Raw genomic sequence first — 12,221 nt, forward strand, 5'->3', positions numbered from 1 at the left:
CAGGTGGCCGGCGCTGTCTCATCCCCGCCCGGGCCGGGTGCGCTCCAGCAGCGCCTCGGCCTCGGCCCAGGGGGCGTCGTCCCCGGCGGGCTCGTAGCGCCTGAGCGGCTGCGCCGCCGACAGGGCGCGCATCTCGGCCAGGTCGGCCACCAGGCCGGCGGTCCGGGCCTGGACGAGGATGTTGCCCAGCGCGGTGGCCTCCACCGGACCGGCCACCACGGGCAGGCCGCAGGCGTCCGCGGTGAGACGGCACAGCAGGTCGTTGCGGCTGCCCCCGCCCACCAGGTGGATCACCTCGACCTCCCGCCCCGACAGGGCGACCGCCTGCCGGATGGCCCGGCGGTGGCCCAGGGCCAGGCTCTCCAGGATGCACCGCACGACCTGCGGTGGATCGGCGGGAGGCTCCTGGCCGGTGCGCCGGCACTCGGCGGCGATCCTGGTCGGCATGTCGCCCGGCGGCAGGAACGCGGGCGTGTCGGGATCGACGACCGCGGCGAACGGGCGCGCGGCCCCGGCCGCGGCGAGCAGCGGGACGAGCTCCGGATCGCCCCAGGCGCGCAGCGACTCCTGCAGCAGCCACAGGCCCATCACGTTGCGCAGATATCTGACGGTCCCGTCGACGCCCGTCTCGTTGGTGAAGTCGGCGGCCAGGCTCTCGGGGGTGAGCACGGGCTCGCTCAGCTCGACCCCGGCCAGCGACCAGGTGCCGCAGGAGATGTAGGCGAAGCGCGATCCCGCGGCGGGCACGGCCGCGACCGCGGAGGCCGTGTCGTGCGAGGCGACCGTGGTGACGGCGGTGGTCCAGCCGAGCTCGCCGGCGACGTCGGGGCGCAGGGTCCCCGCCGGGTCGCCCGGCGCGCGCAGCGGGGGGAAGATCCGCTCCGGCAGGCCGAGGTCCTTGATCAGCGGCCAGGCCCACCCGTGGGTGCGCACGTCCAGCAGGCCCGTGGTGGAGGCGTTGGTGAGCTCGGCGCCGATCTCGCCGGTGAGCCAGTAGGACAGCAGGTCGGGGATGAGCAGCATGCGCTCGGCCCGCTCCGGCCGGTCGGCCAGGAGCTGGTAGACCGTGTTGAACGGCAGGAACTGCAGCCCGGCCACGTCGTACAGCTCGGCGGCCCCGACCGCGGCGGTCACGCGCTCCATCACCCCGTCGGTACGGCCGTCGCGGTAGTGCACCGGGTTGCCCAGCAGCGCGCCGCCGGAGTCCAGCAGTCCGTAGTCGACGGCCCAGGAGTCCACCCCGACCGAGTCCACCGGGCCGGCCAGGCGCAGGCCGTGCACGACCTCGCGGTAGAGGCCGAGGATGTCCCAGTGCAGCGTGCCGCCCACCCGGACGGGACGGTTGGGGAAGCGGTGGGCCTCGGACAGGCGCACGCCCTCGCCGGAGAGCTCGCCGAGCATGACCCGGCCGCTGGAGGCGCCGAGGTCGACGGCGGCGAAACGGCTCATCGCGTCGACTCCCTGACGATCAGCTCGGGCTGGAACATGATCTGCTGGTGCGCGTGGGTGGCGGGGTTGTCGCACTCGTCGAGCAGGAGCTCGGTGGCGACCCTGCCCAGCTGGTAGGTGGGCTGGCGGACCGAGCTGAGCGAGACCGCCGAGGCCGCGGCGAAGTCGATGTCGTCGTAGCCGATCAGCGCCACGTCGCCGGGCACCCGTACCCCCGCGTGCAGGAGCCCGCGCAGCATGCCGAGCGCGAGCAGGTCGTTGGCGCAGAAGACCGCGTCGGGCAGACCGCCCTCGGAGATGAGCTTCTCGGCGGCCTGCTGGCCGGCGCGGGGGGTCATCGCGGCCATCTCCACGACCCGCAGCGGCCGCCCGCCGAGCGCCCGCTCCGCGCCGAGGCGCCGGTCCAGGCACTGCCGGATGGTCAGCGGGCCCGTCACGTAGGCGATGTCCGTCGCGCCTCCGGACAGCAGGTGGGCCACGGCCGTCTCGCCGCCGCCGATGTCGTTGACGGCGACCGAGCACTGGTCGGGCCGGTGCGCCGGGTGGTCGACCAGCACGACGCTGATCCCGCGGTCGCGCAGCCGGTCGAGCCGGGTGGGGTCCTCGTCAGAGGGGGTGATCAGCACCCCGCGGACCCGCTGCTCGGCCAGGACCAGCAGGTTGCGCTCCTCCTTGCTCCGGGAGCCGGCGGAGTTGCTCAGCAGTACGGCGTAGCCGCGGTCGCTGGCCACGTCCTCGACACCGGCGGTGACGTCGGTGAAGAACGGGTTGCCGATGTCGATGACCGACAGCCCCACGGTCTTGCTGTGCCCGGCGCGCAGCGTCGAGGCCGAGCCGTGCCGGACGAACCCCAGCTCGCGGATGGCGGCCTCGACCCGGGACCGGGTCGAGGCGGACACCTTCTCCGGCCGGTTCAGCACGTTCGACACGGTCCCCGGGGACACGCCGGCGTGTTCGGCGACTTCCTTGATGCCCACCGCGCTCATCGTCGGTCCCACCGCTCTCTGGCCATGGACCTTGATTAAAACGTAACAACTACCGCTGAGCAAGAGCTTCCCTCTTCAGGACGCCATCGGGCGGAAACATCCAGGAAACCGGCTATTGACGGGGAAAGGCAGCTGACCTAGTGTCCACTCAAATTTGAAACGTTTTTCTCGAACTCCCGTGGAGGGAGCTCATGGTCGACAAACCCCCCGCCCTGGCGTTGCGTTCGGTGAGTAAATCGTTCGGAGCCGTGCAGGCGCTGCGCGAGGTGTCGCTGCAGCTGTACGCCGGGGAGGCCCACGCCCTCGCCGGGGAGAACGGCGCGGGCAAGTCCACGCTCGTGAAGACCCTCTCCGGGCTGTACCGCCCGGACTCCGGTCAGATCCTGCTGGACGGCGAGCCGGTGGAGTTCCACGGCACCGCCGACGCGCAGCGGGCGGGCGTGGAGGTGATCTACCAGGAGCCGACGCTCTTCCCCGACCTGTCGGTGACCGAGAACATCTTCATGGGCCGCCAGCCGCGCACCGGCCTGGGCCGGATCGACCGGCCCGCCATGCGGGCCCGCGCGGTGGAGCTGTTCGGCAGGCTGGGCGTCCCGCTCGACCCCGACCAGCCGGCCCGCGGCCTGTCCATCGCCGACCAGCAGCTCGTGGAGATCGCCAAGGCCCTGTCGCGGTCCGCCCGGGTCCTCATCATGGACGAGCCGACCGCGGCGCTGTCGGGCAACGAGGTGGCCCGGCTGTTCCGGGTGGTCAAGGCGCTGCGCGAGCAGGGCTGCGCGGTGCTGTTCGTCTCCCACCGGCTGGAGGAGATCTTCGAGCTCTGCCAGCGGGTCACCACGCTGCGGGACGGCGCCTTCGTCGCGAGCGACCTCATCACCGACATCACCCCCGACGACCTGGTACGGCGCATGGTGGGCCGGGAGCTGGAGGCGTTGTTCCCCAAGCTGGAGGCCGTGCCGGGGGAGGTCGCCCTCACCGTGCACCGGCTGACCCGCGAGGGCGTGTTCACCGACGTCTCCTTCGAGGTGCGCAAGGGGGAGATCGTCGCCCTGGCGGGCCTGGTGGGGGCGGGCCGCAGCGAGGTGGCCCGGGCGATCTTCGGCATCGACCGGTGGGACGCCGGCCGGGTCGAGGTGGCCGGACGCCGGCTGCGCCCGGCCAGCCCGTCCGCCGCGATGGCCGCGGGACTGGCGCTGGTGCCGGAGGACCGGCGCCAGCAGGGGCTGGTGATGGACCTGTCGATCGAGCGCAACATCGCGCTGGCCGGGCTGTCGGCCGTACGGCGCGGCGCGCTGATCTCCCGCGCCGCCGAGCGCGACCGGGCCCGCGACTGGGCGCTGCGGCTGCAGCTGAAGTTCTCCCGGCTGTCGGACGCGGTCGGCGTGCTGTCCGGCGGCAACCAGCAGAAGGTCGTGCTGGCCAAGTGGCTGGCCAGGAAGCCGTCGGTGATCATCGTGGACGAGCCGACGCGCGGCATCGACGTCGGGACCAAGGCCGAGGTGCACCGGCTGCTGTCGGAGCTGGCGGCGGAGGGCGTCGCGGTCCTCATGATCTCCTCCGAGCTGCCCGAGGTGCTCGGCATGGCCGACCGGGTGCTGGTGATGCACGAGGGCCGGCTGGTCGCCGAGATCCCCCGGGCTGAGGCGACCGAGGAGAGCGTGATGGCCGCCGCCACCGGAAGGAGCGCGGCATGAGCGGCCCGGAGACCGGGCTCGCGGCACCGGCCGCCGGGTCGGCGGCGTCGCCGCGGCCGCCGGCGCCGCGCGGCGACCGGCTGGTCAGCCGGGTGGCGCGGGTGCGCGAGCTCGGCATCGTGGTCGCCCTCGGCGTGCTGTTCGGGTTCACCGGCGCGGTCAACCCCGCGTTCCTGTCCTTCGACAGCCTGCGCGACATCCTGCTGAACTCCTCGATCGTCGCCATGCTGGCGGTCGGGCAGACGCTGGTGGTCATCACGCGCAACGTCGACCTGTCGGTCAGCTCGGTCGTGGGCCTGTCGGCGTTCGGCGGGGCGCTGATCCTGGCCGACCACCCCGGGGTGCCGATCCCGCTGGTGATCGCCGGCTGCGTCCTGCTCGGCGCGCTGTGCGGCGCGATCAACGGCCTGCTCGTCGGCGTGGCCGGGGTGCCCGCCCTGGTGGCCACGCTCGGCACGCTCTACACCTTCCGCGGCATCGACTACGCCTGGGCGGGCGGCCGGCAGGTGAACGCCGCCGACATGCCCGAGGGCTTCCTGTCCCTGGGCTCCGCCTCGGTGTCCGGGCTGCCGCTGCTGGCGCTCGTCGCGCTGGTGACGGTGCTGGTCGTCGGCTGGATGCTGCGCAACCTGCCGGCGGGCCGCGAGCTGTACGCGATCGGCTCCAGTCCCGAGGCGGCCGTGCTGGCCGGCATCCGGGTCCGGCGCCGGATCATCGCGGCGTTCGTCGCCAACGGCGCGCTGGCCGGGCTCGCGGGCGTCATGTGGGCGGCGCGGTTCGGCACCGTCGACGCCACCGTGGCCACCGGCAAGGAGCTCGACGTGATCGCCGCCGTGGTGGTCGGCGGCGTGGCGATCTTCGGCGGGAGCGGCACGGTGTACGGCGCCGCGCTCGGCGCGGTGCTGCTGGCCAGCATCACCAGCGCGCTCGCCGTCCTGCGGGTCGACGCGCTCGCGCAGACCGCCATCAGCGGCGCCCTGATCATCGCCGCCATCGTCCTCGACCGTGTCCTGGCGCTGCGGGTGGCCGCCGCGCTCCGCCGCCGGAGGTACCGCGATGCCACGTGACCTGGTCCGCCGCTGGGAGGGACTGATCTTCGTCCTGCTCGTCGCCGTCGTCCTGTGGGCGTCGGTGTCGGTGGACGGCTTCGCCAACCCCTCCAACGTGTCGTTCCTGCTGCTCGACACCACCGAGATCGCCCTGATGGCGCTGACCATGACGCTGGTCGTCGTGGCCGCCGAGATCGACCTGTCGGTCGCCTCCACGCTCGGCCTGTCCTGCGCGGTGCTGGGCTGGTTGTGGAACGCCGGGCTGCCGATCGAAGCGATCATGCCGATCTGCCTGCTGGCCGGCGCGCTCTGCGGAGCCCTGAACGGCCTGCTCGTTACCCGCCTCGGGCTGCCGTCGCTGGCCGTGACGATCGGCACGTTCGCGCTCTACCGGGGCCTGGCCTACGTGATCCTCGGCGACCAGGCCGTGGCCGACCTGCCGTCCGCCTACACCGGCCTGGCCACCCAGACGCTGGGGCCGATCCCGCTGGTGACCATCCTGGTCGCGGTCCTGGCCGTGGTGGCCGGGACGGTGCTGCACGCCACCGGCGTCGGCCGGTCGATCTTCGCGCTGGGCGCCAACGAGGAGGCCGCCTACTTCTCGGGCGTGCGGGTCAAGCGGATCAAGTTCTGGCTCTTCGTCGCCTCGGGCGCCTGCGCCGCGCTGGCCTCGCTCGTCTACACCTTCCGCTACGCCAGCGCCCGCGCCGACAACGGCGTCGGGCTGGAGCTGGCCGTGGTGGCGGCGGTCCTGCTGGGCGGGGTGTCCATCTTCGGCGGGCGCGGCACGCTGCCCGGCGTGCTCATGGCCGTCCTGCTGCTGGGCGTCGTACGCAACGCGCTGATCCTGGCCGACGTGGCCAACGAGGTCCTCAACTTCGTGACGGGCCTGCTGCTCGTCGCATCCGTGCTGGCGCCGAACCTGGGGGCGGCCTGGCGCCGGCGCTCCTCACCCCAGAAGGAAGGGAAGTCGGTTTCATGACAACGCGCACCCCCTGGCGCCGCATGGCGCTCGTCGCCGGACTGGCGCTGATGGCCACCGCCTGCGGCGGCACCACCAAGAGCGACGTGGCGCAGCAGACCTCCGCTCCGGCGGCCGCCCCCGCGTCGTCGGCCGCGGCCGACCCCAACGCGCCGATCAAGCAGGGCCTGAGGATCGCCTTCCTGCCCAAGCAGGTCAACAACCCCTACTTCACCACCGCGAACACCCAGGGCATCGCCGCCACCGAGGAGTTCGGCGGGGAGGGAAAGGAGGTCGGCCCGTCCGAGGCCAGCGCGTCCTCGCAGGTCTCCTACATCAACACGCTCATCCAGCAGAAGCAGGACGCGATCGTCATCTCCGCCAACGACCCCAACGCGGTCGTGCCGGCGCTCAAGCAGGCCAGGGCCGCGGGGATCAAGGTCGTCAGCTACGACTCCGACACCGCCCCCGAGGGGCGCGACATATTCGTCAACCAGGCCAGCGCCGAGGACCTCGGCCGCACCCAGGTCCAGCTGCTGGCCGAGCAGATCGGCCGCAAGGGCAAGATCGCGATCCTGTCCGCGACGCCGAACGCGACCAACCAGAACACCTGGATCGACTTCATGAAGGACGAGCTGGGCAAGCCCGAGTACAAGGACATGGAACTGGTCAAGATCGCCTACGGCAACGACGACGACCAGAAGTCCTTCACCGAGACCCAGGGCCTGCTGCGTTCCTACCCGGACCTGGCCGGCATCATCTCCCCGACCACCGTCGGCATCGCCGCCGCGGCGCGCTATCTGTCGGACTCGCCGCACAAGGGCAAGGTGAAGCTGACCGGCCTGGGCACCCCCAACCAGCTGCGCCAGTTCGTCAAGGACGGCACCATCGAGGGCTTCGAGCTGTGGAACCCCGGTGACCTCGGCTACCTGGCCGGCTACGCCGCCGCGGCGCTGGCCTCCGGCCAGATCACCGGCGCCGAGGGCGAGAAGTTCAAGGCCGGAAAGCTCGGCGAGTACACCGTCGGCGCCGACGGCGAGGTCCTGCTCGGCAAGCCCACGGTCTTCAACAAGGACAACATCGACGACTTCGACTTCTGATCCGTGACCACACCCCGGTACGGCTCCCGTCGCGGGAGCCGTACCGGGACCGAGAGGACATCCGTTGGAACGCGTCTGTTTCCTGTTGAAGGTCCGGGCCGAACGGCTGGCGGAGTACCGGGAGCGGCACGCGGCCGTCTGGCCGGAGATGCTCGAGGCGCTGCGCGCCACCGGATGGCGCAACTACTCCCTCTTCCTGCGCGAGGACGGCCTGCTGGTCGGCTATCTGGAGACCGACGACTTCGCCGAGGCCCGCGAGGGCATGGCCGCCACCGAGGTCAACGCGCTCTGGCAGGCGGAGATGGCGCCGTTCTTCGAGGACCTCGACGGGCGGCCGGACGAAGGCATGCGACCACTGACAGAGGTGTTCCACCTTGACTGAATCGGGGACTCCCATGGACATCATGTCCCGCCTGCGGGCACAGCACATCGAGACGCCCTCGTGGGCGTACGGCAACTCGGGAACGCGCTTCAAGGTCTTCGCCCAGCAGGGCGTGCCGCGCGACCCCTACGAGAAGCTCGCCGACGCCGCCCAGGTGCACGCCTTCACCGGCGTGGCGCCGACCGTGGCGCTGCACATCCCCTGGGACCGGGTGGACGACTACGCCGAGCTGTCCGCCCACGCCCGCGAGCTCGGCATCGGCATCGGCGCGATCAACTCCAACGTCTTCCAGGACGACGACTACATGCTGGGCAGCGTCACCCACCCGGACCCGCGGGTGCGCCGCAAGGCGACGGACCACCTGCTGGAGTGCGTCGACATCATGGACGCCACCGGCTCCGACACGCTCAAGCTGTGGTTCTCTGACGGCCTGAACTATCCCGGCCAGGACGACATCCGGGCCCGCCAGGACAGGCTGGCCGAGGCGCTGGCCGAGGTGTACGGGCGGCTGGGGGAGGGACAGCGCTTCCTGCTGGAGTACAAGCTGTTCGAGCCGGCCTTCTACGTCACCGACGTGCCCGACTGGGGCACCGCCTACGCGCACTGCGTCAAGCTCGGGCCGAAGGCGCAGGTCGTGGTGGACACCGGGCACCACGCGCCCGGCACCAACATCGAGTTCATCGTGGCGTTCCTGCTGCGCGAGGGGAAGCTGGGCGGTTTCGACTTCAACTCGCGCTTCTACGCCGACGACGACCTGATGGTGGGCGCGGCCGACCCGTTCCAGCTGTTCCGCATCATGTGCGAGGTGGTGGGCGGGGGCGGGCTGGACGGCGGGGTGGCCTTCATGCTGGACCAGTGCCACAACATCGAGCCGAAGATCCCCGGCCAGATCCGCTCGGTGATGAACGTGCAGGAGGCCACCGCCAAGGCGCTGCTGGTGGACCGCGAGGCGCTGGCCGCGGCGCAGCGGTCCGGTGACGTGCTGGGCGCCAACGCCGTGCTGATGGACGCCTACAACACCGACGTGCGGCCGCTGCTGGCCGAGCTGCGCGCCGGGATGGGGCTGGAGGCCGACCCGATGGCCGCCTACGCCCGGTCGGGCTACTTCGAGAAGGTCGCCGCCGAGCGGGTCGGCGGCACCCAGGCCGGCTGGGGCGCCTGAGAGGCCTGTCCGAGGCACGTCCATCCGGTGGAGGGCCGCCTGTCCGAAGTGTGCCCGCCCGCCGGGAGGTACCCGCTGTTGTGATCATGTTCGTTTGTTTGGGGGATATTTCATGACATCGTCACCGGTTGAGCAGCTGCTCGGCCGTTCCCACGCGCTGGGGGCCGACCCGCGCAACACCAACTACGCCGGTGGCAACGCCTCGGCCAAGGGCACCGCCACCGACCCGGTGACCGGCTCGGACGTCGAGCTGATGTGGGTCAAGGGGTCGGGCGGGGACCTGGGCACGCTGACCGCCGAAGGGCTGGCCGTACTGCGCCTGGATCGGCTGCGGGCGCTGACGGGGGTCTACCCCGGGGTGGAGCGCGAGGACGAGATGGTCGCCGCCTTCGACCACTGCGCCTTCGGCAAAGGCGGCGCCGCGCCGTCCATCGACACCGCCATGCACGGCCTGGTGGAGGCCGCCCACGTCGACCATCTGCACCCGGACGCGGGCATCGCGATCGCGACGGCCGCCGACGGCGAGGAGCTCACCCGGGCGATCTTCGGCGACCGGGTGGCCTGGGTGCCCTGGCGGCGGCCGGGCTTCCAGCTCGGGCTGGACATCGCCGCGATCAAGCGGGACAACCCGCAGGCGATCGGCGTGATCCTCGGCGGCCACGGCATCACCGCCTGGGGCGCGACGTCGCAGGAGTGCGAGGCCAACTCCCTGGAGATCATCCGCACCGCCGAGGCCTACATCGCCGAGCACGGCCGGCCCGACCCGCTCGGGGCGGTGATCCACCCGCCGGTCGAGCCCGCCGTACGGCACGCGCGGGCCGCCGAGCTGTTCCCGCTGGTGCGCGGGCTGTGCTCGACCGACGCGCCGCAGGTGGGCCACTACACCGACAGCCCCGAGGTGCTGGACTTCCTGGCCCGGGCCGGGCACCCGCGCCTGGCCGCGCTGGGCACCTCCTGCCCGGACCACTTCCTGCGCACCAAGGTGCGCCCGATGGTGCTGGACCTGCCCCCGGACGCGCCGCTGCAGCAGGTGGCCGACCGGCTGCGCGAGCTGCACGCCGCCTACCGCACGGAGTACGCGGCCTACTACGACCGGCACGCGGGCCCGGACTCCCCGCCGATGCGCGGGGCGGACCCGGCGATCGTGCTGGTGCCCGGGATCGGCATGTTCTCCTTCGGCAAGGACAAGCAGACCGCCCGGGTGGCCGGGGAGTTCTACGTCAACGCGATCAACGTGATGCGCGGCGCCGAGGCGCTGTCGTCGTACGCGCCGATCGACGAGGCCGAGAAGTTCCGCATCGAGTACTGGGAGCTGGAGGAGGCCAAGCTGCGCCGGATGCCCGCGCCCAAGCCGCTGGCCACCCGCGTCGCGCTGGTGACCGGCGGCGGTTCGGGCATCGGCGCGGCCACCGCCCGGCGCCTGGCGGCCGAGGGCGCCTGCGTGGTGGTGGCCGACCGTGACCTGGGCGCGGCCGAGAAGGTCGCCGCCGAGATCGCCGCCGGGGCCCACCGGCCCGGGGACAGGGCGGTCGCGGTGCGGGCCGACGTGACCTCGGAGGAGGAGGTCGCCGAGGCGGTACGGCAGGCGGTGCTGGCCTTCGGCGGGGTGGACCTGGTGGTCAACAACGCCGGGCTGTCGCTGTCGCGCTCGCTGCTGGAGACCACCCTGGCCGACTGGGACCTGCAGCACGGCGTGATGGCGCGCGGCTCGTTCCTGGTCTCCCGGGAGACCGCCCGGGTGATGATCGACCAGGGCATGGGCGGCGACATCGTCTACATCTCCTCCAAGAACTCGGTCTTCGCCGGGCCCGACAACCTGGCCTACGGCGCGGCCAAGGCCGACCAGGCCCACCAGGTCCGGCTGCTCGCGGCCGAGCTGGGCCAGCACGGCATCCGGGTCAACGGCGTCAACCCCGACGGGGTGGTGCGCGGCTCGGGCATCTTCGCCTCCGGCTGGGGCGCCAACCGGGCGGCGGTCTACGGGGTGGAAGAGGAGAAGCTGGGAGAGTTCTACGCCCAGCGCACCCTGCTCAAGCGCGAGGTGCTGCCCGAGCACATCGCCGCGGCGGTCTTCGCCCTGACCGGAGGTGAGCTGTCGCTGACCACCGGCCTGCACGTGCCCGTCGACGGGGGGGTGGCGGCGGCGTTCCTGCGCTGACGGCCGTGCCTCCGGGCTGACGGCCGCTCCTGCGCGCCGTCAGCCGTTCTCCGTGCTGACGGGCGGGTCCGGGCGCCACCGGCGTCCGGGCCCGCCCGCGGCGGTTGACCTCAAGTTTGGTTGAGATCTTAGCGTTCCCTCGAACGACCCGATCGTCGGCGAAGGGAAACGGCTGTGAGTGAATCCGATGTGATCCTGGTGACCGGGGCCACCGGCAAGGTGGGCGGGCAGGTGGTGTCCCTCCTGCTGGAGGCGGGGGCGCCGGTGCGGGCGCTGGTCCGGGATCCGGCCTCGGCGGTCCTGCCGTACGGCGTGGAGGTCGCCGCCGGTGACCTGGCCGACCCGGCGAGCCTGGACGCCGCGCTGAAGGGGGCCGGGTCGGTCTTCCTGCTCTGGCCGACCCTGGCGGCCGACCACGCCGCCCCCGCCACCATCGGTGTGATCGCCGGATCGGCGCGCCGCATCGTCTACCTGTCCGCCAACGGGGTCCCGGAGGAGGCTCCGGACGATCCGCCGCGGGAGCTCGGAGGGATCATCGGCTCCCACGCGCTCATCGAGCGGCTGATCGCGCGTTCCGGTGCGGAGTGGACGTTCCTGCGGCCCACCGGGTTCGCCGCCAACACCCTGGGCTGGGCCGACCAGATCCGGGAGGACGGTGTCGTGCGGGCGCCCTTCGGGCGGGCGGCGAGGTCGCTGATCCACGAACGGGACATCGCGGCGGTGGCCGCCCGGGTGCTGACCGAGGAGGGGCACTCCGGAGCCCGGTACGTGCTTACCGGCCCGCGGGCGGTGAGCCAGATCGAGCAGGCGCACGCCATCGGGGAGGCGATCGGCCGGGAGGTGAGGTTCGAGGAGGTCCCGGCCGAGACCGCCCGCGAGCAGATGCTGGCCGCCTGGGGCGACGCCCCGACCGTGGACGGCATGCTGCGGGCCTGGGCGAAGATGGCCGAGGAGCCCGAGCCGGTCACCGCAACGGTGGAGGAGATCACCGGTACGCCCGCGCGGACGTTCCGGGAGTGGGCGGCCGACCACGCCGCCGACTTCGGCCCCCGGGCCTGAGGACTTTCCCCTGTCCCCGAGGGGACGGCGGGGCTACCCCCGCTGTCCCGGAGGGGTGGCGAGGCTTTCCCGGCCGGCCGATCTGGGTCACGGGCGTTCCCGCGGCCACCCCCTCTTGCTAACCTTGCGAACCAGGCCGAGAGGCGCTGCAACGGGCCCCGCCCGCCACGCTCGGCCTGCATCCACGGCATCAAGGGCGCCTCCGATGATCGGAGGTGACG

The 12,221-nt window shown here is 72.5% G+C and carries 10 protein-coding genes and 1 riboswitch; of the genes, 8 read left to right on the top strand and 2 right to left on the bottom strand.

The annotated features are described in order from the left end of the window. Positions 1 to 18 precede the first annotated feature (18 nt). A complete protein-coding gene (locus Psi01_RS19850) occupies positions 19 to 1,449 on the bottom strand; it encodes a rhamnulokinase (protein ID WP_204065531.1) in 1,431 nt (476 codons plus the stop codon). After that, positions 1,446 to 2,435: a LacI family DNA-binding transcriptional regulator gene (locus tag Psi01_RS19855; RefSeq protein WP_204065532.1), complete on the bottom strand. Its 990-nt coding sequence runs from the start codon at positions 2,433 to 2,435 to the stop codon at positions 1,446 to 1,448. Before Psi01_RS19855 ends, Psi01_RS19850 begins: the two co-directional genes overlap by 4 nt. A 191-nt stretch (positions 2,436 to 2,626) precedes the next feature. On the opposite strand from Psi01_RS19855, the gene Psi01_RS19860 reads away from it, so the two are divergent. The 8 genes from Psi01_RS19860 to Psi01_RS19895 all read left to right on the top strand — a co-directional run bounded on the left by Psi01_RS19860 (position 2,627) and on the right by Psi01_RS19895 (position 12,000). Then, complete coding sequence (locus tag Psi01_RS19860) at positions 2,627 to 4,129, top strand: sugar ABC transporter ATP-binding protein (protein WP_204065533.1); 1,503 nt, start codon at positions 2,627 to 2,629, stop codon at positions 4,127 to 4,129. Further along, the gene (locus Psi01_RS19865; RefSeq protein WP_204065534.1) at positions 4,126 to 5,196 is read left to right on the top strand and encodes an ABC transporter permease; all 1,071 of its coding nucleotides are present in this window, start codon (positions 4,126 to 4,128) and stop codon (positions 5,194 to 5,196) included. The genes Psi01_RS19860 and Psi01_RS19865 overlap by 4 nt, the downstream gene beginning before the upstream one ends. Beyond that, a complete protein-coding gene (locus Psi01_RS19870) occupies positions 5,186 to 6,160 on the top strand; it encodes an ABC transporter permease (protein ID WP_204065535.1) in 975 nt (324 codons plus the stop codon). The genes Psi01_RS19865 and Psi01_RS19870 overlap by 11 nt, the downstream gene beginning before the upstream one ends. After that, a complete protein-coding gene (gene rhaS, locus Psi01_RS19875; protein ID WP_204065536.1) occupies positions 6,157 to 7,239 on the top strand; it encodes a rhamnose ABC transporter substrate-binding protein in 1,083 nt (360 codons plus the stop codon). Before Psi01_RS19870 ends, rhaS begins: the two co-directional genes overlap by 4 nt. A gap of 64 nt (positions 7,240 to 7,303) precedes the next feature. Further along, positions 7,304 to 7,621, top strand: a complete 318-nt coding sequence (locus tag Psi01_RS19880; RefSeq protein ID WP_204065537.1) for an L-rhamnose mutarotase — start codon at positions 7,304 to 7,306, stop codon at positions 7,619 to 7,621. Positions 7,622 to 7,634: 13 nt separating this feature from the next. Next, the gene (gene rhaI / locus Psi01_RS19885) at positions 7,635 to 8,783 is read left to right on the top strand and encodes an L-rhamnose isomerase (RefSeq protein WP_204065538.1); all 1,149 of its coding nucleotides are present in this window, start codon (positions 7,635 to 7,637) and stop codon (positions 8,781 to 8,783) included. Between the two features lie 112 nt (positions 8,784 to 8,895). Next, positions 8,896 to 10,941, top strand: coding sequence for a bifunctional aldolase/short-chain dehydrogenase (locus Psi01_RS19890; RefSeq protein ID WP_204065539.1), 2,046 nt, complete (start codon positions 8,896 to 8,898; stop codon positions 10,939 to 10,941). A 174-nt stretch (positions 10,942 to 11,115) separates the two neighbouring features. After that, complete coding sequence (locus Psi01_RS19895; RefSeq protein WP_239127855.1) at positions 11,116 to 12,000, top strand: NmrA family NAD(P)-binding protein; 885 nt, start codon at positions 11,116 to 11,118, stop codon at positions 11,998 to 12,000. Between the two features lie 132 nt (positions 12,001 to 12,132). Beyond that, positions 12,133 to 12,209, top strand: a riboswitch (S-adenosyl-L-homocysteine riboswitch). Positions 12,210 to 12,221: the final 12 nt, after the last annotated feature.

Origin of the sequence: Paraplanobispora siamensis, from assembly GCF_016863175.1 — a bacterium.
Taxonomy (GTDB): Bacteria; Actinomycetota; Actinomycetes; order Streptosporangiales; family Streptosporangiaceae; genus Planobispora; species Planobispora siamensis.